Source organism: Haloarcula amylolytica JCM 13557 (assembly GCF_000336615.1).
In the GTDB taxonomy this organism is placed as follows: Archaea; Halobacteriota; Halobacteria; order Halobacteriales; family Haloarculaceae; genus Haloarcula; species Haloarcula amylolytica.
This window is the reverse complement of the sequence record NZ_AOLW01000015.1, coordinates 488,910-512,725: the sequence shown is the minus strand read 5'-3', so window position 1 is coordinate 512,725 and position 23,816 is coordinate 488,910. Positions and strand designations below refer to the sequence as shown.

General features: G+C 63.6%; 24 protein-coding genes. 9 read left to right on the top strand and 15 right to left on the bottom strand.

The features are described 5' to 3' along the window. The first annotated feature begins 10 nt into the window (after window positions 1-10). Entirely contained in the window at window positions 11-730 is a 720-nt protein-coding gene (locus C442_RS08500) for a diphthine--ammonia ligase (RefSeq protein WP_008309521.1), read from the top strand. Between the two features lie 26 nt (window positions 731-756). On the opposite strand, the gene C442_RS08495 is transcribed toward C442_RS08500, so the two are convergent. Continuing rightward, the gene (locus C442_RS08495; protein ID WP_008309520.1) at window positions 757-1,725 is read right to left on the bottom strand and encodes a sugar phosphate nucleotidyltransferase; all 969 of its coding nucleotides are present in this window, start codon (window positions 1,723-1,725) and stop codon (window positions 757-759) included. 84 nt (window positions 1,726-1,809) lie between these two features. Here C442_RS08495 and C442_RS08490 point away from each other — a divergent pair, with 84 nt between their 5' ends. Further along, window positions 1,810-2,457 (top strand): NUDIX hydrolase, encoded by a 648-nt coding sequence (locus C442_RS08490; RefSeq protein WP_008309519.1) that lies wholly within the window; start codon window positions 1,810-1,812, stop codon window positions 2,455-2,457. A gap of 25 nt (window positions 2,458-2,482) precedes the next feature. Here C442_RS08490 and mce read toward each other — a convergent pair whose 3' ends face one another. Both mce and C442_RS08480 read right to left on the bottom strand, forming a co-directional pair. Continuing rightward, entirely contained in the window at window positions 2,483-2,872 is a 390-nt protein-coding gene (gene mce, locus C442_RS08485) for a methylmalonyl-CoA epimerase (RefSeq protein WP_008309518.1), read from the bottom strand. 82 nt (window positions 2,873-2,954) lie between these two features. Further along, on the bottom strand, window positions 2,955-4,637 hold the full coding sequence (locus C442_RS08480; protein WP_008309517.1) for an acyl-CoA mutase large subunit family protein: 1,683 nt from the start codon (window positions 4,635-4,637) through the stop codon (window positions 2,955-2,957). 130 nt (window positions 4,638-4,767) lie between these two features. Here C442_RS08480 and C442_RS08475 point away from each other — a divergent pair, with 130 nt between their 5' ends. After that, window positions 4,768-5,241 (top strand): FKBP-type peptidyl-prolyl cis-trans isomerase, encoded by a 474-nt coding sequence (locus C442_RS08475; RefSeq protein WP_008309516.1) that lies wholly within the window; start codon window positions 4,768-4,770, stop codon window positions 5,239-5,241. Between the two features lie 44 nt (window positions 5,242-5,285). Here the strand turns inward: C442_RS08475 and C442_RS08470 are convergent, their stop codons facing one another. Beyond that, on the bottom strand, window positions 5,286-5,870 hold the full coding sequence (locus C442_RS08470) for a GNAT family N-acetyltransferase (RefSeq protein ID WP_008309515.1): 585 nt from the start codon (window positions 5,868-5,870) through the stop codon (window positions 5,286-5,288). 108 nt (window positions 5,871-5,978) lie between these two features. On the opposite strand from C442_RS08470, the gene C442_RS08465 reads away from it, so the two are divergent. Continuing rightward, entirely contained in the window at window positions 5,979-6,683 is a 705-nt protein-coding gene (locus tag C442_RS08465) for a helix-turn-helix domain-containing protein (protein WP_008309514.1), read from the top strand. Window positions 6,684-6,719: 36 nt separating this feature from the next. On the opposite strand, the gene C442_RS08460 is transcribed toward C442_RS08465, so the two are convergent. From C442_RS08460 to C442_RS08440, 5 genes are read right to left on the bottom strand one after another with little or no spacing between them, the layout of a single operon-like run. Then, window positions 6,720-7,457 carry a branched-chain amino acid ABC transporter ATP-binding protein gene (locus C442_RS08460; RefSeq protein WP_008309512.1) on the bottom strand — a complete coding sequence of 246 codons (738 nt, stop codon included), beginning with the start codon at window positions 7,455-7,457 and terminating at the stop codon, window positions 6,720-6,722. Then, window positions 7,450-8,205 (bottom strand): ABC transporter ATP-binding protein, encoded by a 756-nt coding sequence (locus C442_RS08455; protein WP_008309509.1) that lies wholly within the window; start codon window positions 8,203-8,205, stop codon window positions 7,450-7,452. The genes C442_RS08460 and C442_RS08455 overlap by 8 nt, the downstream gene beginning before the upstream one ends. A gap of 1 nt (window position 8,206) precedes the next feature. Further along, a complete protein-coding gene (locus C442_RS08450) occupies window positions 8,207-9,355 on the bottom strand; it encodes a branched-chain amino acid ABC transporter permease (protein ID WP_008309507.1) in 1,149 nt (382 codons plus the stop codon). Then, entirely contained in the window at window positions 9,355-10,299 is a 945-nt protein-coding gene (locus C442_RS08445) for a branched-chain amino acid ABC transporter permease (protein ID WP_008309505.1), read from the bottom strand. Before C442_RS08445 ends, C442_RS08450 begins: the two co-directional genes overlap by 1 nt. A gap of 9 nt (window positions 10,300-10,308) precedes the next feature. Continuing rightward, window positions 10,309-11,658, bottom strand: a complete 1,350-nt coding sequence (locus C442_RS08440) for an ABC transporter substrate-binding protein (protein ID WP_008309503.1) — start codon at window positions 11,656-11,658, stop codon at window positions 10,309-10,311. Between the two features lie 246 nt (window positions 11,659-11,904). On the opposite strand from C442_RS08440, the gene C442_RS08435 reads away from it, so the two are divergent. Together C442_RS08435 and C442_RS08430 are read left to right on the top strand one after the other, a co-directional pair. Continuing rightward, window positions 11,905-12,774, top strand: coding sequence for an SDR family oxidoreductase (locus C442_RS08435; RefSeq protein WP_008309501.1), 870 nt, complete (start codon window positions 11,905-11,907; stop codon window positions 12,772-12,774). Between the two features lie 147 nt (window positions 12,775-12,921). Further along, the gene (locus C442_RS08430) at window positions 12,922-14,943 is read left to right on the top strand and encodes an AMP-binding protein (RefSeq protein ID WP_008309500.1); all 2,022 of its coding nucleotides are present in this window, start codon (window positions 12,922-12,924) and stop codon (window positions 14,941-14,943) included. Here the strand turns inward: C442_RS08430 and C442_RS08425 are convergent, their stop codons facing one another. Both C442_RS08425 and C442_RS08420 read right to left on the bottom strand, forming a co-directional pair. Further along, complete coding sequence (locus C442_RS08425; RefSeq protein ID WP_008309498.1) at window positions 14,944-16,134, bottom strand: MFS transporter; 1,191 nt, start codon at window positions 16,132-16,134, stop codon at window positions 14,944-14,946. A gap of 703 nt (window positions 16,135-16,837) precedes the next feature. Further along, on the bottom strand, window positions 16,838-17,815 hold the full coding sequence (locus C442_RS08420; RefSeq protein WP_008309493.1) for a phosphoadenosine phosphosulfate reductase family protein: 978 nt from the start codon (window positions 17,813-17,815) through the stop codon (window positions 16,838-16,840). 136 nt (window positions 17,816-17,951) lie between these two features. Here C442_RS08420 and C442_RS08415 point away from each other — a divergent pair, with 136 nt between their 5' ends. Continuing rightward, complete coding sequence (locus C442_RS08415; RefSeq protein ID WP_008309491.1) at window positions 17,952-18,569, top strand: stage II sporulation protein M; 618 nt, start codon at window positions 17,952-17,954, stop codon at window positions 18,567-18,569. Window positions 18,570-18,649: 80 nt separating this feature from the next. Here C442_RS08415 and C442_RS08410 read toward each other — a convergent pair whose 3' ends face one another. Next, window positions 18,650-19,252, bottom strand: a complete 603-nt coding sequence (locus C442_RS08410) for a DUF7110 family protein (RefSeq protein WP_008309489.1) — start codon at window positions 19,250-19,252, stop codon at window positions 18,650-18,652. A 195-nt stretch (window positions 19,253-19,447) separates the two neighbouring features. Then, window positions 19,448-19,780 carry a 2Fe-2S iron-sulfur cluster-binding protein gene (locus C442_RS08405; RefSeq protein WP_008309487.1) on the bottom strand — a complete coding sequence of 111 codons (333 nt, stop codon included), beginning with the start codon at window positions 19,778-19,780 and terminating at the stop codon, window positions 19,448-19,450. A gap of 182 nt (window positions 19,781-19,962) precedes the next feature. Between C442_RS08405 and C442_RS08400 the strand changes: the two genes are divergently transcribed. Continuing rightward, complete coding sequence (locus C442_RS08400) at window positions 19,963-21,381, top strand: geranylgeranyl reductase family protein (protein WP_008309486.1); 1,419 nt, start codon at window positions 19,963-19,965, stop codon at window positions 21,379-21,381. Between the two features lie 243 nt (window positions 21,382-21,624). Beyond that, the gene (locus C442_RS08395) at window positions 21,625-22,077 is read left to right on the top strand and encodes a type IV pilin (RefSeq protein WP_080504302.1); all 453 of its coding nucleotides are present in this window, start codon (window positions 21,625-21,627) and stop codon (window positions 22,075-22,077) included. 5 nt (window positions 22,078-22,082) lie between these two features. Here the strand turns inward: C442_RS08395 and C442_RS08390 are convergent, their stop codons facing one another. Beyond that, window positions 22,083-23,354 (bottom strand): amidohydrolase, encoded by a 1,272-nt coding sequence (locus C442_RS08390; protein WP_008309482.1) that lies wholly within the window; start codon window positions 23,352-23,354, stop codon window positions 22,083-22,085. Window positions 23,355-23,418: 64 nt separating this feature from the next. Then, window positions 23,419-23,751 carry an uS10/mL48 family ribosomal protein gene (locus tag C442_RS08385; protein WP_008309480.1) on the bottom strand — a complete coding sequence of 111 codons (333 nt, stop codon included), beginning with the start codon at window positions 23,749-23,751 and terminating at the stop codon, window positions 23,419-23,421. Window positions 23,752-23,816 lie beyond the last annotated feature (65 nt).

Below are 23,816 nucleotides of genomic sequence, written 5' to 3'. Positions count from 1 at the left end.
ACCGGCGGCTATGACAGACGGCGCGTGGGTTTCGCTGTTCTCCGGCGGCAAAGACTCTTCGTGGGCGTTGTACCGAGCACTGGAACGGGGCCACCCTGTCGAACATCTGGTGACGGTCCACCCGGAGGGCGACTCCTATATGTACCACGTTCCGGCGACTCGACTGGCCCGCCTGGCCGCCGAGAGTATCGGCATCCCGCTGGTCGAAGTCGAGCCCGATGACTTCGAGGCTGACGACGTGCTCGACTCCGGCGACCAGGGCGACGCCGAACTCGAACCGCTGGAGGCCGCGCTACGCGAACTCGACGTCGAACTGGACGGCGGCATCACCGGCGTCACCGCCGGCGCGGTCGAGAGCGAGTACCAGACGACCCGCATCGAATCGATGGCCGACCGCCTCGAAGCCAACGTGTTCGCGCCGCTGTGGCAGGAAAACCCTCGTGACCTCGCCGACGCGATGCTCGACGCCGGTTTCGAGATACGGATCATCCGCGTGGCCGCCTACGGCCTCGACGAGTCCTGGCTGGGTCGCACGCTCGACGCCGACGCGCTCGACGAACTGGAGGCGCTCAACGAGGAGTACGGCGTCCACATTCTCGGGGAAGGCGGCGAGTTCGAGACGCTCGTCACCGACGGGCCACACATGGACCGCCGGATCGAACTGGAGTACGAGACGGAGTGGGACGGCAGTCGCGGGACACTCAAAATTGAAGACGCGTGGCTGGCGTGACTTTGTATCGAAGCGGCTAGGCGGGGTCAGTCCCCGTTCGTCAACTGCGTATGCGCACCGATGAGCGCGCCGGCGAGGTCCAGACTCTCGACCTGTGTATCCCGGTCGATAATCGACTCGCGGATGTCCGAATCGAGGATAGTCGTGTCCGGGAACACGATGGTGCCGTCGAGGCTGGAGTTGACGATTTCGGCCCCCGAGAGGACGTGGACGTTCTCGCCGAGCGTGGTGTTCTCGATGGTGGCGTCCTCTGCGACGACGTTGTCGCCGTCGAGTTCCCACGCGACGGCCTCCAGATAGCTTTCGGGCGTGCCGATATCGTACCAGGCGTCGTCGAACGTGAACGCCCGGACGGGGCCGTCGTCGACGAGCCACTGGATGAACCAGCCGGGTTCGTCGGGGTTGTTCCCGTCGTCGAGGTACTCGCCGAAACGAATCGCGTCGGCCGGGAAGGCGTAGCAGGCAATCGAGACGAGCGTGCTGTTGGGGTCGTCGGGCTTCTCTTGAAAGTCCGTGACCTCCTCGCCGTCCAGTTCGATGAGGCCGTAGGAACTCGCCTTCTCCCGCGAGCCGACATCGTAGGCGGCGAGCGTGGGGTCGTCGTACTGTTCGAAGTAGTCGATGAACTCCGCGATGTCGAAGCTGATGAGGTTGTCGCCGGCGATGACCAGCAGGTCCTCGTCGCCGAGCCCCTCCCGGTCGACCAGCTGGGCGAGCGCGCCGACGACGCCGAACTTCTCGTCCTCTTCGGCGGTTTCCTCGACGGTCAGGGACGGCTTCTCGAAACTACTCGCGGCGATGTGGTCACGGAAGTCATCGGCAAAGCGCTGGTTCGTACTGACGAACACGTCTGAGATGCGATCGTCTTTCTCCAGTTCGCCCAGAATCCGGTCGATGACAGTCGTCTCACCGACGGGAAGCAGCATTTTGGGCCGGTTCTTGGTGACAGGCCAGAGCCGGGTGGCGTATCCGCCTGCGAGGACAATCGCTTTCATGTCCGGAAGCAGACAACCAGAATACAAGTTCTTTTTCATCGACTGGACCGCGGCACTTATCGGTGGCCCGCAGTATCACCCCGTATGACTGGTGACGACACCCCGGTCGACGCGGAGGCCGGCGACGCGAACCTCACGGAGAAAATCAACCAGACGAACGTCGACAAGCGCATTGCGAGTCTGGAAGCGGCCTACGACGAGGTCCCGGTCACCGAGGAGACCTTCGAGCTGTCGCCTGACGAATACGCCGACGTGTTCGCTGCGACACGCGGGACCGGCTACTCCGGGAACAGCGTCGTGTTCGTCACCCGTGACGGCTCCGATTTCCCGGAGCTAAGCGACCAGATACCCGACCAGGCGGCCGACGACACCCGCGACCGCGTCCTGCTAGTGCTAGGCCGGGGCGCTGACATGTGGGCGCTGCCGGGTGGCGGCAAAGGAGACGAATACGAATCGGTGCAAGGGACCGCCGTCCGCCGCGTCAACGAACAGACCGGCATCCGCTGTACGGTCACCGGCGTCGCGGAAGTCGTTCACTCGAAGTACTATCCGGACACCGACGCGCAGGGGTCGGTACACACGCTAGACATCTACCTCGAAGCGGCGTACAAGAAAGGCAGTCTCGACGTGGACGAGTCGGAACTCGTGGGAGCGGCGTGGTTCGCGGAGCCGCCCGAGCGGCTCACGCCCGGTGCCGAAGAACGGTTTGCAGCGTTGCTCGACGGCGAGTGAATCCGGGACCGGGACGAGAAGCCGATTAGTGTTCGACTAACTCCACGAGCACGCCGCCGGTCGTCTTCGGATGGAGAAAGGCCACGTCGTGTCCCCACGCGCCTGGCCGCGGTTCCTCGTCTATGAGGTCGATGCCGCAGTCGCTGACTGTCTCTAGCGCGGCGGAGATGTCGTCCGTCTCCAGAGCGACGTGATGAATGCCCGGCCCGTTGCTGTCGAGGTACCGTGGAATCGCGCCGTCGGCGTCCGGCAGTGGCTCTAGCAGTTCGAAATAGCCGTTGTCCATCTCCAGGAACGTCACCTGCAGACCATCGAACGTCTCCTCGTGGACGACCGGTGTCTCGAAGGCGTCGGCGAACAGTTCCGCGAGCGGGGCGGCGTCGTCGGTGGCGATGCCGGCGTGGTCGAATCGCATGGACGGCCGTACACCGGGGTAGCTTATAATTCTGGGAGCATGGACAGCCGGAAAACAGGACGGCCCCGCGGTTCGACTGACCTTACATCGACGAGCCGGGCTGGTACTCGCCGAACACGTCCCGGAGCACGTCACACACCTCGCCGGTCGTGGCGTACACCTTCACGGCGTCGATGATGTAGGGCATGACGTTCTCGTCGCCCTCGGCCGCCTGCCGGAGTGCGTCGAGTTTCGCTTCGACAGCCTCGTCGTCACGCTCCTCCCGGACGGTGGCGACGTTGTCCTGCTGGGCCTGTTCGACGGCCTCGTCGACCTCCTCGATGTCCTGTTCGCCCTCTTCCTCGACCTGATACTCGTTGACGCCAACGATGACGCGCTCGCCCGCCTCCTGTTCGCGCTGGCGCTCGAAGGCCACGTCCTGAATCTGGCGCTGGACCCACTGCTCCTCGATGGAGCGGCGCATCCCGCCTCGTTCGTCGACCTCCTCGATGAGTTCGCGGGCCTCGGCTTCGAGTTCGTCGGTCAGCGACTCGACGTAGTAGCTGCCGGCCAGCGGGTCGATAGTGTCGGCCGCGCCGGATTCGTGGGCGAGTATTTGCTGGGTCCGCAGCGCGGTCCTGACTGACTGCTCGGTCGGGAGGCCGATGGCCTCGTCCTTGCCGTTGGTGTGGAGGCTCTGGGTACCGCCCAGGACCGCCGCGAGTGCCTGGTAGGACACGCGGACGACGTTGTTCTCGATCTGCTGGGCGGTCAGCGTCGACCCGGCGGTCTGGGTGTGGAACTTCAGTTGCTTGGACTTTGGGTTCTGGGCGTCGAAGCGCTCGTCCATGATCTTCGCCCAGAGGCGCCGGGCCGCCCGGAACTTCGCCACCTCCTCGAAGATGTTGTTGTAGGAGGCAAAGAAAAAGGAGAGCTGCGGGGCGAACTCGTCCACGTCAAGGCCGGCCTCGATGGCGGCTTCGACGTACTCGATGCCGTCGCCGAGCGTGAACGCGATTTCCTGAGCGGCCGTCGAACCGGCCTCGCGGATGTGATACCCCGAGATGGAGATGGTGTTGAACTTCGGCGTCTCGGCGGCGCAGAACTCGAAGATGTCGGTGATGAGTCGCATCGACGGCTCCGGTGGGTAGATGAACGTGTTCCGAGCGATGTACTCCTTGAGCACGTCGTTCTGGATGGTTCCGCGGAGTGCCTCGCGGTCGACGCCCTGCTTGTCGCCGACGGCGATGTACATCGCCAGCAGCACCGACGCTGGGGCGTTGATTGTCATGCTTGTCGAGACTTCGTCTAACGGGATGCCGTCGAACACGGTCTCCATGTCGTCCAGCGAATCGATGGCGACGCCGGTCTTGCCGACTTCACCGGCGGCCATCGCGTGGTCGGAGTCGTAGCCCATCTGCGTCGGGAGGTCAAAAGCCATCGAGAGCCCGGTCTGGCCCTGGTCGAGCAGGTAATTGAACCGCTCGTTAGTCTCGGTCGCGGTCCCCATCCCGGCGTACTGACGCATCGTCCAGAGTCGGCCCCGATAGCCGGTCGGATACACGCCGCGGGTGTACGGTTCCTGGCCGGGGAAGCCCAGGTCCTTCTCGTAGTCCATATCGGAGATGTCTTCGGGGGTGTACAGACGGTCTACCTCGTGTCCCTCGGTGTCCGTGGTGAACGTCTCCTTGCGTTCGCCAAAGCGGTCGACGGTGGGCTGGACGTCGTCTTCCTCCCACTGAGCCTTCGACTCCCGTATCTCCGCCAGCTCGTCGGGGTCAAACATGGACGGATTGTCGGACGGCGGAGGCTTAAGGGTTCTTAAATCCTTCACGGTTTGTAATGCGCGTCCCGCCGTGAGACGGTCGCGCGCTGTTCCGAGGCGGGTTTATATCGTCGGTATCTATCGAGGACGTATGCCAATCGAACCGGGAGACGGCGTCACCATCGAGTACGTCGGCCGCTTCGAGGACGGGAGCGTCTTCGATACGTCACGTCCCGAAGTCGCCAGAGAGCACGGACTCATCGAGGCACAGGGCGTCGAGGCGAGCGAGTACGCACCGCTTTCCTTCACCGTCGGTGCGGGGGAGATCATCGAAGGGATCGACGAGGCTATCGTCGGAATGACTGCGGGTGAGGAGGCCACCGTCACAGTGCCGCCAGCAAAGGCTTACGGGGAGTTTCAGGCTGACCGCGTCCGCGAGTACGACCCCGAGACGTTCGAGGGTATGGTCGGAAAAGAGCCGGAGGTCGGGCTCCACGTCGAGGCCGAGAACGGTCTCCACGGGGACGTGACTGCGGTCCGCGACGACGCTATCGAGGTGGATTTCAACCACGAGCTGTCCGGCAAGACGCTCGTGTTCGATATCGAAGTCGTCGATGTCAGATAATCAGTCTGTCGTCGGCAGGTAATCGGTCCGTCGTCGGCAAATAATCAGTCGCCCGTGTCGTACTTGTAGGTCGCTTCGTCGGGGTCGATGCCGAAGTCCTCGGGACCCTCCTCCGGCTCGGATTCCTCGGACTCGCCGGCACTGGCCCGCTTGAACCGTTTGCGGAGGTGCCCCGGTACTTCGAAGCGGTCGATGGCCACCCGGAGCGGCACCGCGTCGGGCTGGATGTTCTCCTGTTTGGTCGCGAGTCGGTCCCGGAGCGAGTCAGGGAGTTGCGCCGGCTCGATGCGCCCGAAACCGAACTGCGCGAGGTACTCGGAGGCGTTCGTCAGCGAGTAGACGGTGTCGAACCCCTCGTCGCCGGCGTACTCGACCAGGCGCTCGATGACGTGTGCGCCGACCCCCTGGTTGCGCCATACGGGCAGCACGCCGATACTCGTCAGTTCACAGACGGACTCCTCGTCGCTCTTGTGAATACGGATACGGCCGAACCCCGCCTTCTCGTGGCTCTCCTCGTCGATAGCGACGACGTAGTCCCGGGATCTGAAAGCCGTCTCGTCCAGCCCCATCTCCTCGATACGGTCGAGCAACCAGACTTCCTCTCGGTTTTTCGCATCCCGGACGTACATACTCGAAAGTTAACTGCCGCAGTCAAAAGGGTTTGCGGCGTGACTGGCACGGTCGGGTTACGTGGCGGAGAGGCAATCACTAAGAGAGTTCAACATGATTGATTGCTCATGATCTCGCTCGAGATGGACATGGTCCAGTACGACTGTCCGTATATCGACACAACACGGGACTACGAGGTGTCGTTTCTGGCCAAGCAGTGGGATTTCCACCCTGTCGAGCGGGAGTTGGAGACGCGGATCATGGTCAACGGCGCGGACCGGGAGGAACTGGATCGCGGGCTGAACGCGCTGGAGACGCACGATCACATGGAGTCCTATCAGCTTCTCCGTCGGAAGGGCGACCTGGCGCTCATCCGCTCGCGCATCGACGAGACGAACGCGATGAGCGTCATCCGCGACCACAGCGGCTACATCACCGGGCCGTTCCGCATCCGTGACGGCTCGGAAATCTGGCACGTCGGCTTCGACACCGAGCGAGTCGCAGAGGGGACGCTGTCGGAACTGGAGCGGGACAACGACTACACCATCCGGTCCCGCGAATCGGTCGACTTGGAGGACTACTACGACCTGCTGCAGAACATCGACTCGGCAAAGCGGCTGGTCGATGGCTGCCGGGAGTTGTCGGATGTCGAACGGGACACATTGGAGAAAGCCGTCGAAGGCGGTTACTTCGACACGCCTCGGGACGCGACCCTGTCGTCGCTCGCCGAGGAGTTCGATGTCTCCAAGATGGCTATCTCGAAGAACCTTCGGCGGAGCCAGCGGAAGATACTCGACCGCGTCACGACGGCGATGAACGACGTGACCGAGTGAGGCGGATACGGAGTGTCTCGGCTACTTTCCAGCCCGCTACTCCGTACCGCTCCCCTGCATCAATTTCTGGATGTCTTCGTCGGCCGCCAGTTCTTCAGGGTCGCCGCTGGCGACGATGTCGCCCCGTTCGATGACGTACAGGCGGTCGACGACATCGGGGACGTGCGTGACGTTGGACTCCGCGATGAGCACCGCGATGTCGCGGTCGTTGATGGCTCGGATGTAGCGCTTGAGGCTCTCGACGACGACCGGGGCTAGCCCCTCTAGCGGTTCGTCGAGGATGAGCAGGTCGGGCTGAAGCGCCAGTGCCCGGCCGATAGCGACCATCTTCGCCTGGCCGCCACTGAGGTTCTGGACCTTCGCGTCCCGGCGGTCATCGAGTTCGGTCAGCACGTCGTAGACGCTCTCGATGACCGCGTCCTCGTCGTCGATACCGCGGGCCTTCCCACTGGTCCAGATGGGGAGCCGGAAGTTTTCGTCGACAGTCATCCCGGTGAACAGCTTCCGGTCTTCGGGCTGGTAGCCGATGCCTCGCTTGGGTATCAGCTCCGAGCGGATGCTGGTCAGCTCCTCGCCGCGGAACGTAACTGAGCCGCTCCAGACCGGCGTCAGGCCCATGATGCCGCGAAAGGTACTCGTCTTGCCGGCCCCGTTGCGGCCGACGAGGCCGACCGCCTCGCCGGTGTTCACGTCGAGGTCGATGTCCTCGGTCACCTGGAACCCCTCGACGGCGGCGTTGAGACCGCGGACGGACAGCAGGGCGTCGCTACTCATCGTCACCCACCCCCAGGAGGAGCCGCCGGAGTTCGTCGTCCGTTTCGAGCATCGTCGGCGGGCCGACCCCGTGGACGGTCCCCTGGTGGAGCGCCACGACGCGGTCGGCGTACTCGGTGACGATGTCCATGTCGTGCTCGATGGTGACCGTCGTGACGCCCTCGGCCCTGCCGACCTCGACAATCGTCTCGATGACGTACTCCTTCTCGCGGGTCGAGACACCGGAAGTCGGCTCGTCGAGCAGCAGGTAGTCCGGATCGAGGCCGAAGGACATCGCCACGTCGAGCAGCTTCCGGTCGCCGTGGGGCAGTTCCTCGGCGAGGGTGTCGGCGGCGTCTTCGAGCCGGAACTTCGCAAGCAGTTCATCGACCTTGGTCTCCACTTCCGCGTGGCCGTCGGCCATCGAGAACAGGCTCCAGGTCTTGCCCTGTTCGGTCAGCACGACCGTCCGGAGGTTCTCCCGGACCGTCATCTCCTCGAACACCTTGACGACCTGAAAGCTCCGGGCGATACCGGCGTCGACACGACCGTTTGCCGACATGCCGGTGATGTCGTCGCCGTCGAGGACGATGGAGCCTTCGTCCGGCGAGAGAAAGCCGGTGAGGAGGTTGATGAACGTCGTCTTGCCGGCTCCGTTGGGGCCGACGATGAAGACGAGTTCGCCCTCGTCCTTGCCGAACTCGAGCGTGATGTCGTCAGTTGCGACCAGTTCACCGAAGGACTTCCGCAGGTTGCGTGCTTCGAGCATATCAGTCGACTCCAAAAAGGATTATTCGCAGGCTGGTCAGCGCTTCTGTCACTTTCCGTTCTATCGATTGCACGGCGGTCCGCCCCCACGTCGACAGGACGGACGGCTCTCGACGCAGTTCATTGAGCCGCGTGTTGACGATGCCGCCGGACCGGAGCGATCCGACGATACCCCTCGGGAAGCCGTACACCAGGATCAGGAGCACTACGCCCGTCAGGAAATCGTAGTACTGGGTCACGTCCTGGCCCACGTCCTGCAGGAAGACGAGGACGACACCGCCGATGAGCGGGCCGACCAGCGTCCGGAACCCGCCCAGAATCGCCATGAACAGGATGTCTCCGGACCGGAGGAAAAACAGCGTCCCCTCCGGACGGACGTACTGGCGGACGACGGCGTACAGGCCGCCCGCGACGCCGCCGTAGATGCCCGAGACGACGAAGGCGGCCCAGACGTACCGCCGGACCGGCAGACCAATGAACCGCGCTCGGGTCCGCTCTTGCCCGATGGCGTCAAGCGCGTTGCGGAACGGCGACTGCGTGATGCGGTACATCACGAACAGGCCGATGAGGATGACGACCACCGTCAGGTAGTACGTCAGCACCTGATACACGTCCGGGCTGAACGCGGTCCCGAACAGGAGCGGCTGGTTCGCCGGCCCCGGTCGGATGGGGAGCCCGTCGCTTCCCCCGAGTGCGCTCTGCCCGAGCGCGATGGCGTACAGGAGCTGGCCAAAGGCCAGCGTCAGGAGAGCGAAGTACAGCCCGGTGTGTCGCAGCGATAGCGCCCCGATGATAGCCGCCATCACCGTCGCAGCCGCGATAGCCCCGAGCAACAGCAGGCCGACGCTCTGGACGCCAGCGTAGCGTGCCAGCACTGCGGTCGCGTACGCGCCGGTTCCGAAGAAGGCCGCGTGGCCGAACGACGTGAGTTTCGTGTGCCGAAGCAGGAGGTTCAGCCCGACCGCCGCGAAGCCGAACAGCAGGCCCTGGTGGATGACGCTGAGCTGGAGGCTATCGGAGACTGTCGTGAGATCCGGCACGATGAACAGAACGACGACCCCGAGGACGAGGAAGGCGGCCTCCCGGCGGGTCACTTCGACCCCGAGGAAGCGATACGCTGGCGTCCTGTCACGGTCGACGCGCTCCGGCATCACGCTGTCTCACCCCACGTCCCGAACAGGCCCTCGGGCTTGACCAGCAGGATGAGCGCCATAATGGCGAACGGGGCGGCGATTTCGCCCGGCGGGTACAGCGTGATCATCCAGCTCCGGATGACACCGACCAGAAGCGCCCCGACGAACGCGCCACGGAGGCTGCCGAGGCCGCCGATGACGATGACGACGAAGGATAGTACCAGCGGATTGGTGCCCATTTCGAGCGTTGCCGACGTCGGCGGCACTGCCATCGCACCGGCGAAACCGGCGAGGAACGCACCGAGCGCGAACACGAGCGTGAACACGCGGTCGGTGCTGACGCCGATGGCGGTCGCCATCTCGCGGTCGATGGCGGTCGCGCGGATGATACGGCCGGTTTTCGTGCGCTCGAAGAACCAGAACAGGCCGACGACGACGACCGACCCGACGAGGATGACGAACACGTTGTAAGTCGGGTAGTTCAGCCCGACGAGTTCGCTCGTCGGAATCGTGTTGATGGCGCTGTACACGGCGTCGGTCCGTATCGAGCTGTCCCCCCAGATGACCTTCTTCACGTCGAGGAGTATGAGCAGGAGGGCGAAGGTCAGCACCAGCTGGTACACCTGGTCGCGGTCGTAAATCTGGCGCAGGAACACTGCTTCGAAGAGGGTCCCGACGGGGAGGAGGATGGCTGCCGTCACCAGAACGGCTGCGAGGACCGCGAGAACGAACACGGCGGTACCGACGACGCCGCCACCCGGTGGGCCGACGATGCCGATGATAAACCCGAACACGCCGATGGCGGTGTACGCACCCAGCGAGAACAGTTCCCCGTGGGCGAGGTTCAGCACGTCCAGGATGCCCAGGATGACGGTCAGTCCCGAGGCGATCATGAACAGGATGAACCCGAACTGGATGCCGTTGAGCGTCTGGACGAGCGCGGCTGTGGGTGTTACGGCCATGGCTCGGTATCAGGCGCTCCAGCTATCCAGCCAGTCGCTGCCGGTGACGCCCGGCGGCGGCGCGGTCTCGGTCGCCGCGTAGGTGTTCACGTCGTCGAGCCTGGCCGCGCCGAGGTCGTCGTCGTACACCATCTGCCCGGCGAAGGAGTTCGACGCGCCCTGGTGGTCCTCGGCGATGTTGTGGTAGCCGGCCGGCGTGAAGAAGCCGTGGCCCTCCAGGACCTGCGCGATCTGCTCCTGGCTGGGGTAGGTCCCCAGCAGGTCGATGGCCTTCTCGGTGGCTGTCGCCCAAGCGGTGACCGCGCCGTAGCCGCTCATGTAGTGTGCGGTCGGGACGGTCACGCCCTCCTGCTGTGTCGCGGCGTCGAACAACTCGCGGCCGGGCTGCCAGTTACCGAGCGCCGGCAGGCCCCAGTAGTAGTTGCGCGACCCGGAGTAGATGTCCGTCCCGGCCAGTGCATCGCCCGGCACGTCGCCGGCCGCGCTGTACAGCGTCGTGCCGAACACCGTCGTGTTCTCGAACATGTTGTTGGCGTTCGCCTGTCGGACGAACGTCGTCACGTCGCCGCCCCACAGGCTGGAGAAGGTCACGTCCGGCTCTTCGTTGTTGATCGAGGTGATGTGGTTCGACATGTCGCTGGCCCCCAGTTCCGGGAACCCCTCGTAGACGATTTCGGCGTCCGTGAGCTGCTGGATGGCCTGTGTGAACACCCGCATCTCGTCCTCGCCGAAGGAGTAGCCGGGGTTGACCCCAGCGACGGTCGAGATGTTGTCAGCGCCGATGCGTTCGACGGCCTCCCGAGCCATCGTCACCACTTCCATGATGTCGTAGTTCTGGAAGCGAAAGGAGTAGGTCGGGTCAGGGACGGTCTCCTCGTAGAGTGTCGTCACCGTCCCGTCGGTGCTGACGTTGATGATCTCGTTTTTCTCGATTTCGGGAGCGATCTGGCTGTGCGTGCCGCTGGAAATCGGGCCGAACGTGACTTCTTTCCCTTCTTCGATGAACTGGTTGTAGCTGTCGAGCGGATTCGACCCCTCGTTGACCACGTCCAGCTCGATCTCGCGCTGCCCGCCGATACCGCCCGCTTCGTTGATGCGCTGGACTGCGAGTTCGGCCCCGCGCTGGGCCTGGATGCCGAGGACGCCCGGTGCGCCACGCGTGAACGTCAACAGCCCGGCCTGTATCGGTTCGTCGGAGATCTCGCCTCCGGACTGCCCGCCCTGATCCGCTGTTTCACCGTCGCTCAGCAGCGTCGAGCAGCCAGCGAGTGCTGCGGCGACGGCCGAGCCGCCGACGGCGGAGAGCAGTTGTCGCCTGCCGATGCCACCAGTGTCATGGTCCGTTGTCGTTTGTTCCATAGGTGTGTCCCAATACGCCCGGACTCGTCCGGGCTGTCTGGTCACGCAGTGTGTGCCACGCTCACAGGGATGGCTGGCTCTTCCGACGTAACCCCCGAATAACGGGAGGTTTACACGTAAACCACGGTGGCCGGTGAGACGGCGGAACGGTGTTCTCACCCCGAATTGCAGGAGTTCCGCAGCAGCCAGGCGGGTATACATGTCAACCCACCCCTATTCGGGTATGTCTAGAGAACGTGTGACCGAATGGCATCCAGCACCTCTCACGAACGGCTCGAAGTCGAATCCATCGACGAGTCCTCGATCCTGTTCGTCGACGACCATCACTACACCGAAGACACCGTCTGTCTGGTGACCGGCGGCGGCTCGGGTATCGGTCGGGCGACGGCGCTGGCGATGGCCGCCAACGGGGTGACCGCTGTCGCCACAGATATCGACGCGGACGGCCTCGCCGAAGTCGCGGCGACCGCGGCGGACCTCGACCTCGACGGCAGTGTCGAGACAGTGACCGGCGACCTCGCGAGCGACGCGGACATCGAAACCATCGTCGAGACGGCCGCCTCCCACGGCACTGTCCGCTACCTCGCCAACATCGCCGGCCTGCAGCACATCGACGCCATCGAGGACTTCCCGATGTCGAAGTACGACCAGATGCACGACGTCATGCTTCGCGCCCCGCTCGCGCTCTCGAAGCGCGTCATCCCCCACATCCGCGGGACCGACGACGGCGTCGGTGCCATCGGGAACATGGCGTCGGTCCACGGCCACTACGTCACCTCGGACAAGGTGGCCTACAACGTCTCGAAGTTCGGCCTGCGGGGGCTGACACAGTCTATCGCCGCCGAAGGAGGCAACGGCCTTCGTGGGTTCTCCATCAGCACGGGCTACGTCAAGACGCCGCTGGTGGTCGACCAGATTCCCGACACCGCCGAGCAACGTGGCATCAGCGTCGACGAGGTCATCGACGACGTGATGCTGGGTCAGGCCCGAGTCAAGGAGATGATGGACCCCATCGACGTAGCGAACCTCTTCGTGTTCGGCTTCTCGACCCACGCCGACCATCTCAACGGCGGGGACCTGCTGTTCGACGGCGGAATGACAACGACCTACGAGTGAGACAGTGACGTGTGAACGTGAACTGCAGCGGCCCGCAACGCACGCGCTGCGGGACCGGGCTCCCCCGGACGGCCCACGGGCGTATGGTGCCCCGGGCGGCGGTACGAGTTTATACCAGACGGCCAAACACTACGGAATACTGACGCTATGAGCGAACAAGACCACGTAGACTCTATCGTCCACGAACCGAGCCACGCGTTCGTCGAGTCGACGAACGTCTGGGAGTTCATGCAGGAATACGACATCGAAAACTACGACGAACTCATCGAGCGAACGACCACGGACCTGCCGGAGGAACCAGAATCAGGCGTCGAGTGGTTCTGGGACCTGCTCCCGGAGTACCTCGACATCGAGTTCTTCGAGGCGTACGACGAGGTCCGGGACGACAGTGAGGGGCCGCAGTTCACCGACTGGTACGCCGGCGGGACCATCAACGCCGCCCACAATGTCCTGGACCGCCATGCAGCGCGGGACAGCCCCACCCGCAACACGGTGGCACTCATCTGGGAGGGCGAGCCCGGCGACGTGCGGGAGGTCACGTACCACGAACTGAACCGGCAGGCCAGCAAGGTGGCGAACTACCTGGAGTCCGTCGGCGTCGGCACCGGCGACACCGTCGGCCTCTATATGCCGATGGTCCCCGAAGTCGCGTCGATACTGTACGGCTGTCTCAAAGTCGGCGCGATCGCCGTGCCGATTTTCTCCGGGTTCGGCGTCGACGCGACGGCGACCCGCATCGCGGACGCCGAGTGTTCCGTCCTGTTCACCGGTGATGGCTTCTACCGCCGGGGCTCGGGGGTCCAGCTCAAGGGGAGCGCCGACGAGGCCATCGAGCAGGCCGGCGACGAACTCGGGACAACACCGGTCGAACACACCGTGGTCTACGACCGGCTCGGCATCGCGGACGACCCCGACGAGACGATTCGCTGGACCCGCCGCGACGAGTGGTGGGACGAGGCTATCGAGACCGCCGACGACGAGTACGCGGCGAAGGAACTCCCGAGCAATCAGGAGTCGATGCTGTTGTACTCCTCGGGAACGACCGGGAAGCCGAAGGGTATCGTCCACACGCACGCCGGCGCGCTCATGCAGGCGGCCAAAGAGATCTACTTCGGGTTCGACCACAAGCCGAGCGACCGCTTCTTCTGGGTGAGCGACATCGGCTGGATGATGGGGCCGTGGACGCTGCTCGGGAACCACGCCTTCGGCGGGACCGTCTTCATGTACGAGGGCGCGCCGGACCACCCCGAGCCGGACCGCTTCTGGGAGATGATAGACCGCCACGACCTCACCACCTTCGGCGTCTCACCGACCGCGATTCGGGCGCTCCGCAAGCAAGGCGACGAGTGGCTGGAGGGCCACGACCTCTCCAGCCTGCGGCTGCTGGGCTCGACTGGCGAACCCTGGGACCCCGAGAGCTGGCTGTGGTTCCACGAAAACGTCGGGAACGAGGACTGTCCAATCATCAACATCTCCGGCGGGACCGAGATAATGGGCTGTTTCCTCATGCCGATGCCGATACAGTCGCTCAAACCATGTACGCTGGGTGGTCCCGGGTTGGGGATGGACATCGACATCGTCGACCCCGACGGCGAATCCATCGCCGACACCCACGAGCGTGGCTATCTGGTCGCCCGGGACTCCTGTCCGTCGATGACCCGGTCGCTCTGGTCTGGCGACGAGCGCTACCTCCAAGAGTACTGGTCAACCTGGGACGACGTGTGGGACCACGGCGACTGGGCGCAGAAGGACGAGGACGGCCTCTGGTTCCTCCACGGCCGGGCCGACGACGTGCTCAACGTCGCCGGGCGGAAGGTCGGGCCGGCGGAGGTCGAGGGCGCGGCGATGGAACACAGCGCCGTCAATCAGGCCGCCGCCGTCGGTGCCCCGGACGACACCACTGGCACTGCCGTCGTCCTCTATACTGTTCTGGAGGCCGGCTACGAACCCGACGACGACCTCCGGGACGATATCCGCGCCGCCGTCGGCGAGGAACTCGGCAAGCCGTTCCGGCCCCGGGAGGTGCTGTTCGTCGACGAGTTCCCCAAGACTCAGAGCGGGAAGATCATCCGCCGGGCAATCGCCGGCGTCTACCGCGGCGAGGACCTGGGCGACATGTCCAGCATCGAGAACCCGGACGCACTGGACGAGGTCCGCGAGGCGTCGTAGTCAGCCCCCGACGGCGTCCTCGGCCGGCTTCTCCAGCCGGAGCAATCCAGGGAGCGCCAGCACCGCGAGGACGACTTCTGTCCCGCCGGCGACAAAGAATGCGACTGCGTAGCCGAACGCTCCCGCGACGGTACCGCCGATGAGGATGCCGGCGAGGAAGCCGACGCTACCGAAGATGTTGAACCCGGCCATAGCGGTCCCGCGCTCCGTCTCGCCGGCGAGGTCCGAAACGAGCGCCATTGTTGCCGGAGCCATCAGCGCGCCGATGACGCCGGTCAGTACCATCCCCGCACCGGCGATGGTGACCGTCGGAGCCTGCCCGACGCCGATAACGGTGAGTCCGTACAGCACGGACCCGGCGACAATCGGAGCCGTTCGACCGATGCGGTCCGAGAGCACGCCGAAGGGGTACTGCAGGAGGGCGAACGGCGCGAAAAACAGTGCCAGCATAACGCCGGTTTCGCCGGGCCCCAGTTCGAACGTCTCCCTGAAATACAGGGTCCCGACGAGCGCGAAAAAGCCCGCGGTGAGCCGGTCGATGAACCCGAAGGCGTACGGGACGCCGAGGGTCGGTCGCTGTTTGAGCCCGGACACGGTCGCAGCCAGGCCCGACCGCCCGTCCGACGGTGCGCGGTCGGTCACGAACAGAGCGGCCACTGCAACAACGAGCGACAGCGCGCTCGCCACGTACAGCGGGAGCGTGGTCTGGATTTCGTACAGTTGGCCGCCGAGTGGCGCGCCAAGCGCCGTTCCGCTGCCGATAGCGATGCCTGCCGCCCCCATGTTCTTGCCGTGGCCGCCGCCCAGGTCCATCAGCATCGTCATCGCCAGCGAGAACGCCGCGATGGTGGCTCCGCCCTGAAGCGCTCGCAGGACCAGCACGCCGGCAAACGGGAGCGAGACAGCGCCGGGGAGCCACGCAATGAGGGCGTATAGCACTGCGCCCGCGCCCGCCCCGCCGACGATGAACGGCGTGCGCCGTCCGGTGGCGTCGCTGAGCACGCCCCATACGCCAGCGAAGACGACGAAAGCCCCGAACTCAGCGGCCAGGAACCACATACTCGCGTTCAGGTCCGTCGTCGCACCCAGCGTCCGGACGAGTCTATCGACGCCCGGGTACAGCAAGACCTGCGCCAGTAAAACGGCGAAGATAACGCCCGCGAGAACGCCCCGGTCTGTGCGGTCCGTCACAGACAACGGATACAGCGAGCCGAGAAAAATAGATGTCGGACCCGAATACGTGACCCTACTCGTCGAACTCCACAACGACCGACTACAGAACAGCGCGTCCGCTAACTCGGCCCAATCCGCCTTACTCAGCGCTGTGCGGCGGAACGAACCCGCAGTTCGAACAGCCGTTGTGCTTCGTCGTCTGGTAGCTCAATTCCGTCCCGCAGTTCGGACAGTTGTACTGGTCTGAACTCATTCACCTACTGGTATTGTTCGACAGTACCTAAACCTTTTCTCGACAATCGTCTATAACGTTTTTTCGGCCGGTTTGCGGGACGTAGCGAGGCTTAGACTGCAATCCACCGGATTGTGGGACGGATAATTACATCGTTCAGAAAGGATGAACAAGGGTCTAAAACGGGTATTGGTCGTCGCCTGTAGCCGTTGCCGCGCACATAACGACAGCCGTGTCTACTCTGTGCGTTTGACCACACCGGGTCCGGGATTGCTGCCGGCGCGGGATACATCGACTCTTGTCGAAGTGTTAGAGTGACAGTATTCAGTGCCGAGGGGGGCTTCTGTACTCCGGGGGTCAGCTACCGGAGACCACTCGTCTCGGTCGACAGACGGATTCGGCCGTGTATTTACTGTTTGTCGTGGCGAACGTCGCTACTGAGACAGCAAGGGAAATAACAGTACGGAATCAGCGTCGTTCCGTGGCCGCTTACATATAGCCGAGGTCGCGCAGGCGCTCCATCAGGTCTTCCTTGTCCTGGGCGCGGCCGGCGCGCTCGGTCGTGTTCGCCATGTCCTGCAGCCAGGCGGGCTCCTCGGCGGACTTGTCGGTGCTGACCTCGCTCCCGAGCGAACGGAATCCGGCGAAGTACTTCGGCGAGACCGGCACGTCTTCCTTCTCGATGCCCTCGGGCAGGTCGTCCTGGCCCTGCGGGACGTAGCCGTCGTCCGGGTAGCCTTCGACCGTGTCCGGGACGACGAAGTTCCAGAAGGCCTCCCACACGTCGGCTTCCGCGAACTGGAGAATCGACTGGATGCGGTCGTGCGGCGGGTAGATGTCCGGGTCGTGACGCGGCGAGAAGAACGTCTCGTCGGCGCGGGACTCCTGCTCGTCCCAGCGGATGCCCGACAGGATGCCGTCGACGTCGTGCTCCTCGATGGTGTCGTTGAGCGCCACCGTCTTCAGGAGGTGGTTGCCGACGTAGGTGTCGAGCAGGAACGGGAACGTGTCCTCTTCGTATTCGAGGATGTTCCGAATGTGGTGCTGGTTGTGCTCGGAGAGTTCGTCGACAGGGATGTCGTCACCCGGTTCGAGACCGTTCTCGTCGACGTAGTTGCCCACGTCCTCGTTGCGGGCCCAGATGACGTCGAGGTCCCACTCGTCGGCCCAGTGCTCGACGAAGTCGATGAGTTCGTCGAAGTGCTGGTAGTGGTCGATGAAGACGACCGGCGGGACTTCGAGGTCGAAGCGGTCGGCGACCTCCTTGACGAAGTACAGCGTCAGCGTCGAGTCCTTGCCGCCGGTCCACATCACGACAGGGTTCTCGTACTCTTCGAGGCCGGTCTTCGTGACCTCGATAGCCTTCTCGATCTTGTGGTTGACAGTCGGGTACTCTTCGGGGTCTTCGCCTTCCCCGTCAGTGTAATCAACGTCCAGATAGTCCGGGAACTCTGCTGATTCGGACATAGTGTAATGAGATATAATTACGAGTGCCAAGTACTTTTTGGATGGCCGACAGGTGTGTGAGGCGGTGGCAAATAAAACGGCGGCCGCGCCCGTTCAGGTCACTCGGGTTTTTTGCTGCCGGCGCGAAAGGCGTGGTATGGACGACCGCCCAACCCTCCCGGCCCGCCTCTTTCACCGCTGGCTGTTGCGCTATGTCCCTGTAGCCGCGCTGATCCTGATCGTCAGTGGACTCCTCGGGTACGGACTCGGCAGCCAGGTACCCGCCGAATGGCTTCAGAACCCCGGAACGACCGGCGAGAATCCCTTCATGCCGGCTGAGCTAACGACAGTCTCACTGACCGTTAACAACCTCGGGGCGTTGCTCGTGATGGCACTCGGCGCTATCTCGCTCGGTTCGATGACGGTCCTGTCGCTCGTCTTGAACGGCCTGCTCATCGGGGTCGTCGTCGGTATCGCACTCAAGCAGGTCTCGCCCGTCGTCGTCGCCGCACTCATCGTTCCACACGGCCTCATCGAGATCCCCGCACTGCTCATCGTCGCCGCCGTCGGGCTTCGGTTCGGGTGGCGCACGATACAGTACATCCGTGGCCGCACAAACGAACTGGTTACTGGACAGGATCTCCGGGAAGCCGGCTGGCTGCTTGCAACGGCCGCCGTACTAATCGTGATTGCGGCCTACATCGAAGCGAACCTCACAATCGAAATCGCGTCACGGTTCACGGACGCCGATCTCTCGGGCATCACGCCAGCGTAGCGGTTCGGACCGTCCGCTATTCGGTGTTGAGCTACGGCTCGGCAAAATTGAATCCGTGACCGGACGCTCCGCAGGCCGCGTTACGAGATGAACTCGTTGTCGCGCCAGTTGACGCCCTCTTCTTCCTCGCCGTCGCGGGGTTCCTCTGCAACGTTGATCGCGGCGGGCCGCTCTTCCCCATCGACGATGCGGACGGCTTCGAGTTCCTCGTCGACCGCCGCAATCGCCGTCAACGTTCCTTTCTCAGCGACTTTCGCGACCTCACACAGAACCTCGAACATCGCGTACTGGAGCGCGGTGTTCTGGAGCACGGTCTCACGGTCGCCCTTGAAGCAGGCGTACTCAACGAGTTCGGACTCGATCTCTTCCTCTTCCTCTTCGAGTGCGCCCCACTGGGGGCCACCGCCGGAACTCCCGGTACTCGCGGCTCCGGGCGGTCCCATCTCGTCGGGGTCTTCCTCGTACACCCGATTCTCCGTGACGCTGGCCTTGAGCTGGGCCGTCGGGGTGTACTTGCTCATGGAGTCGTCTTTGGCGACGGCGCTGACGATTAGCGTATTGTTTCGACGGGTGATGTCGATGTCAGCGATTTCGGGGGGAAGGTCCGGATCCTCGAAGAAATCGTAGGCGTCTTCCAGTGGCAGTTCAAGTGTCGAGTGAAGTCTGTATACGCGGCTGGTCATGGTTGGGGAAGCGTGTATCAGTCGTCGAAGGCCGTCCGCTGACGCTGTAGTCACTACTCCATAGGGGCCACTTGCTTATATGACCTGTCCTTCATTCGCGGTTTCACCGCTCTATATCAGGCAATATATCAGGCGTATGTTAAAGGTATTTACAGACCTTCTAGCAGGCCATATGCTACTGGTATTCAGTGCCTACTAGTCGTCCGCAGGCGTGGCATCGCCGTCCTCCAGGTCGACATCCGCTTCAATACTGGGCGGGTACTTCCCGCGGTCGAGTTTCAGGTCCGACTGCGGGCGCGCCATGCAAGTCAGTGCGTAGTTCTCCCGTTCACGGTCGGTCAGTCCGCGGGCGGCAGGCTGCGTGACCGATCCCTCAATGATTTCCGCCGAACAGGCCAGGCACATCCCCACGCGGCAGGAGTACTCCTGGGCGATACCCTCCTCGATACACCGCGAGAGAATCGTCTCCTTCTCGGAGACGGTGATTTCCTCGCCCGTCCCCACGAACGTCACCGTGTACTCGGTCATGCTCGGCCCTTTGACACCCCCCAGCAAAACTCTTTATCACCGCTGTCCCGGAGCGAAACGGACCGCTGTCCGTCAATGCCGCATGACGCACCCGTAGTCGGCTGTGCATCGCAGAAATAGTTACAGCAGTTCTGAAACCCGTAGTCGGAATAATTTTCTCTCTCCGGGCAGGACGGGAGTGCATGACCACACACCAGGACGACAACGCCGGCGGAGCGTCGGCGACTGCACGGACCGTTTCCGTGGACGTTGTCGTCGTCGGGGCCGGGACATCCGGCTGTTACGCCGCCGCGACTGTCGCAGACGCGGGCTACGACGTCGTTGTCGTAGAGCGAAAAGACGAGACCGAGGCCGGCCACATCGCCTGTGGGGACGCGCTCAAGGGTGCCAGCGACTTCCCTGAAGCGATTCCGAAGTCACAGCTCGAACCGGCGTTTACCAACACAGATGTCGACCACGGCCGGTTCGAGATACCACAGGAAGACACCGTCCTCGAAATCCCCGTGCCGGGCGAACTCGCCGTCATCGACCGCTGGGAGTACGGTCGCTGTCTCATCGAAGGGGCAAACAACAGCGGCGTGGAGTTCCATTACGACACGGTCGTTCAAGACGTGTTGCAGGACGACAGCGGCCGTGTGACCGGCGTGAAAGCCATGCGGAAAGGCGACCCCGTCACGTACGAGGGTGACATGGTCATCGACGGGGCCGGCGCGCTCTCGATTCTGCAGGACAAGACCGACCTCGAAGACGCGACCTTCGACACGAACGTCCAGTACTCGCAGTTTTGCTCTGCCTACCGGGAGATTATCGAGGTTGACGAGCCGGTCGAATGGGACGACGCGCTCGTGTTCAAGCCGACCGAGCGCTCCGCCGGCTACCTCTGGTACTTCCCGCGTACGGACACGGAGATCAACGCCGGTCTCGGCTTCCAGATGAACGAGGAGCCGATGGAACTGGTCGACGACCTCAAGCGCGACCTGCAGGGCCGAAGCGAGTTCGAGGGGGCGGAGGTACAGGATAAACTCGGCGCTGCGCTGCCGACGCGCCGGCCGTACGACTCCGCCGTCGCGCCCGGGTTCATGGCCGTCGGGGATGCCGCTGGACACGTCAATCCAACCACCGGCGGCGGTATCGCCGGTGCGGCCTACGCCGGGACCTACGCCGCCGAACAGGCTATCGAGGCTATCGAATCCGGCCGGACGGACGACGAAGCCGCGCTCTGGGAGTACAACGAGCGCGTGATGGAGCACTTCGGCGCCCGGTACGCGGCGCTTGACGTGTACAACATCTTCACCACCGCCTACGACGTCGACGACCTGATGGCGCTGCTGGCCGCGTTACCCGGCGAGAAGCTCGCCGAGGCGCTGTACGGCGGCTCGACCAGTATCGGGCTCGGACTCAAAATCAAGATGGCAGTCAAGAGCATCGGCCACTTGGGGACTATCCGGGACCTCTACCAGACGAAGAAAGCTGCCGACCGGCTGCTGGAGCATTACGAATCCTATCCAAGCGACCGCAGCGGCTTCGAGGCCTGGCAGCGCGAGCGCGACTCGATTATGGACGATATCTACGACGTCACTGGCGCAGAGCCCAAGTACTGACGCGGCGGTTCGTTGCGTCTTCCGGTTGGTTCTGATATTCTGGCGCGGGGTTGCCAGCAGCAGCGACGGCGTTTCGAACAGCTATCCGGAGAGTAGTTGCTGAAATCATGAACTATAGTTCTGAACAACAAGTTTTATTATTTAACAACATGATATCAAAATGAAGTCACACTGGGGTCGGTCGACCGGGGGGTCACCGAGACGGAGACAGCGTGTCGACCGTCGCCCGAGTGGGGGTCAATCATGCTAGCACGCAGATTCCAATCCGACGATAGTGCAGTCTCGCCAGTTGTTGGTGTCATTCTAATGGTTGCAATAACAGTGCTGTTGGCGGCGACAGCAGCGACGTTCTTCCTCGATTTCGGGTCTGGGAGTCTCGGCCAAAGCGCGCCACAGGCGGCGTTTACGTTCGATTACGACGCGGGTAGTCCCGACAGCCTGACAATCGAACACCGGAGCGGCGACTCGATCCGGGCCGGAAACCTGTACATCACCGTTAGCGGGGCTTCAACCGCCAACGGACAGCACGATTTCCCGAGTCTCGGCGGCGCACCGGCGGCCGGTTCGGAAATCACAGCCGGGTCGAAGGTGACGTTTTCGAAAGCCGCTGATCTCTCGGATGCAACGGTCACGCTGAACTGGAAGTCGCCGGATAGCGGCAAATCGATCCAGCTCGCCAGCTGGGAAGCGCCGTAGCGTATTCACTCACTCAGTTGGCTAATCGCTTTGCTGACGACGTCGATACCGATTGCCAGTGAATCCTCGTCGACGTCGAACGTGGGCGTGTGGTGGCCGCCGGGGTGGTCGGTACCGATACCGACGAACGTCGCCGTGCCGCCGCGGTCCTGGACGCGGTCCATCAGGTAGGTCGCGTCTTCGCTCCCGCCGAGGTCGTCGGTCCGAAGGCGGCTTGTGACGCCGGGAACTGATTCTGCCGCGTCGTACACCACGCCCGCGAGTACCTCGTCGCTCACCGCACTCGGCGCTTCTGCGGTCGTCTCGATGGCGACCTCGCAGTCGTGCATCTCGGCTGCGGATGACATGACGGTGTCCGCCCGCTCGCTCATGTACTCCTTGAGCGCGGTCGTCTCACCCCGGACTTCCCCTTCCAGCGTCGCTTCCTCGGGGACGATGTTCGTCGCTGTGCCGCCCTCCACGACCCCGGCATTGACCCGGGTCGCGCCGTCGCCGTGGCGGCGAATAGCATGGAGGTTCTGGACGGCCGTTGCGAGCGCCTGGACGGCGTCCCGCCCCTGTGCCGGATGTCCCCCTGCGTGGGCTGACTCACCGGTGAACGTCGCTCTGACTTGCCGGACGGCGAGGAACCCGTCGACCCCGGCGACGATCTCGCCGGTCGGATGGTCGAGCCCGATGTGGATCGCCAGCAGGTGGTCCACGTCGTCCAGATGACCGCTTTCGGCGACGGCCTTCCCGCCGCCGATGACCTCTTCGGCCGGCTGGAAGACGACTTTGAACGTTCCCCTGAAGTCACTCTCTTTCACTGCCTCCAGCACGCCAAGGCCAATCGTTGCGTGGGCGTCGTGTCCGCAGGCGTGCATATACCCCTCGTTGGCTGAGCGGAACTCCTCTGTCGCCGGGGCGTGTGTCACGCTGTCTGACTCCGTTATCGGAAGCGCATCGATGTCGACCCGGAGCGCGACGGTCGGCCCATCGCCCTGTTCGAGCACAGCGAGGGCACCGGTGAATCCCCCGGTGGCGGCCTCCAGCACGTCCTCGCGAGCCCCGGCCTCTCGGGCCTTCGCCTGCCAGTCTTCGAGTTCATCAGCGTCCGGGACTGCCATCCGCGCGTCGCCGTCCACGACATCCTGACCGAGATGCAACTGGTCGACGCCGATACGTTCGAGTTCGTCGACGATGCGACTGGTGGTGTAGAACTCCCGCCACGCGGGTTCAGGGTAGCTGTGTAGGTCACGTCGAACGGACCTGAGCCGTTCCTGTTGAGACTCGTTCATGCCGGCGAAACGGGGCACAGTTACTTATAAGAATCCACAGGAGCGGACGACAGTCACTCCGGCCCTACGACCCGCTGCCGACCTGCGTCCGCTGTTCGACGCCGGCCTCGACGTGGATGGCGTTCGGGAAGGTTCGCTGAGTAACGTTCCGAGCGAACTCCTCGTACCCGACGATCTCTATCGTCCGGGTGTAGACGGTGTGGGTCCAAGACTCGAAGCGGCCGCCGCTTGGCCCCAGTGACTTCGACTGTGGAACCCGCAGTTCCTGTGGTTGCTTCGGATGCGGGCCTTTGAGTTCGACCCCTTTCTGTTCGGCGCTCTCTTTGATCTCTGTGACAATGTCCTCGAGGCGGTGTCGGTCCCCACTGGTGAACGTCAGCGTCGTGACGAAGGGCATCTGTAGACGAACACTCAGCCGCGAGTGACAAAAGGCCATCTGTTTCCGTTGTGTCTCCGATATTC

Coding starts and splice junctions, on each gene's coding strand:
- C442_RS08500 (WP_008309521.1), top strand. CDS start 11: ATGACAGACGGCGCGTGGGTTTCGCTGTTCTCCGGCGGCAAAGACTCT.
- C442_RS08495 (WP_008309520.1), bottom strand. CDS start 1,725: ATGAAAGCGATTGTCCTCGCAGGCGGATACGCCACCCGGCTCTGGCCT.
- C442_RS08490 (WP_008309519.1), top strand. CDS start 1,810: ATGACTGGTGACGACACCCCGGTCGACGCGGAGGCCGGCGACGCGAAC.
- mce (WP_008309518.1), bottom strand. CDS start 2,872: ATGCGATTCGACCACGCCGGCATCGCCACCGACGACGCCGCCCCGCTC.
- C442_RS08480 (WP_008309517.1), bottom strand. CDS start 4,637: ATGTTTGACCCCGACGAGCTGGCGGAGATACGGGAGTCGAAGGCTCAG.
- C442_RS08475 (WP_008309516.1), top strand. CDS start 4,768: ATGCCAATCGAACCGGGAGACGGCGTCACCATCGAGTACGTCGGCCGC.
- C442_RS08470 (WP_008309515.1), bottom strand. CDS start 5,870: ATGTACGTCCGGGATGCGAAAAACCGAGAGGAAGTCTGGTTGCTCGAC.
- C442_RS08465 (WP_008309514.1), top strand. CDS start 5,979: ATGATCTCGCTCGAGATGGACATGGTCCAGTACGACTGTCCGTATATC.
- C442_RS08460 (WP_008309512.1), bottom strand. CDS start 7,457: ATGAGTAGCGACGCCCTGCTGTCCGTCCGCGGTCTCAACGCCGCCGTC.
- C442_RS08455 (WP_008309509.1), bottom strand. CDS start 8,205: ATGCTCGAAGCACGCAACCTGCGGAAGTCCTTCGGTGAACTGGTCGCA.
- C442_RS08450 (WP_008309507.1), bottom strand. CDS start 9,355: ATGCCGGAGCGCGTCGACCGTGACAGGACGCCAGCGTATCGCTTCCTC.
- C442_RS08445 (WP_008309505.1), bottom strand. CDS start 10,299: ATGGCCGTAACACCCACAGCCGCGCTCGTCCAGACGCTCAACGGCATC.
- C442_RS08440 (WP_008309503.1), bottom strand. CDS start 11,658: ATGGAACAAACGACAACGGACCATGACACTGGTGGCATCGGCAGGCGA.
- C442_RS08435 (WP_008309501.1), top strand. CDS start 11,905: ATGGCATCCAGCACCTCTCACGAACGGCTCGAAGTCGAATCCATCGAC.
- C442_RS08430 (WP_008309500.1), top strand. CDS start 12,922: ATGAGCGAACAAGACCACGTAGACTCTATCGTCCACGAACCGAGCCAC.
- C442_RS08420 (WP_008309493.1), bottom strand. CDS start 17,815: ATGTCCGAATCAGCAGAGTTCCCGGACTATCTGGACGTTGATTACACT.
- C442_RS08415 (WP_008309491.1), top strand. CDS start 17,952: ATGGACGACCGCCCAACCCTCCCGGCCCGCCTCTTTCACCGCTGGCTG.
- C442_RS08410 (WP_008309489.1), bottom strand. CDS start 19,252: ATGACCAGCCGCGTATACAGACTTCACTCGACACTTGAACTGCCACTG.
- C442_RS08405 (WP_008309487.1), bottom strand. CDS start 19,780: ATGACCGAGTACACGGTGACGTTCGTGGGGACGGGCGAGGAAATCACC.
- C442_RS08400 (WP_008309486.1), top strand. CDS start 19,963: ATGACCACACACCAGGACGACAACGCCGGCGGAGCGTCGGCGACTGCA.
- C442_RS08395 (WP_080504302.1), top strand. CDS start 21,625: ATGCTAGCACGCAGATTCCAATCCGACGATAGTGCAGTCTCGCCAGTT.
- C442_RS08390 (WP_008309482.1), bottom strand. CDS start 23,354: ATGAACGAGTCTCAACAGGAACGGCTCAGGTCCGTTCGACGTGACCTA.
- C442_RS08385 (WP_008309480.1), bottom strand. CDS start 23,751: ATGCCCTTCGTCACGACGCTGACGTTCACCAGTGGGGACCGACACCGC.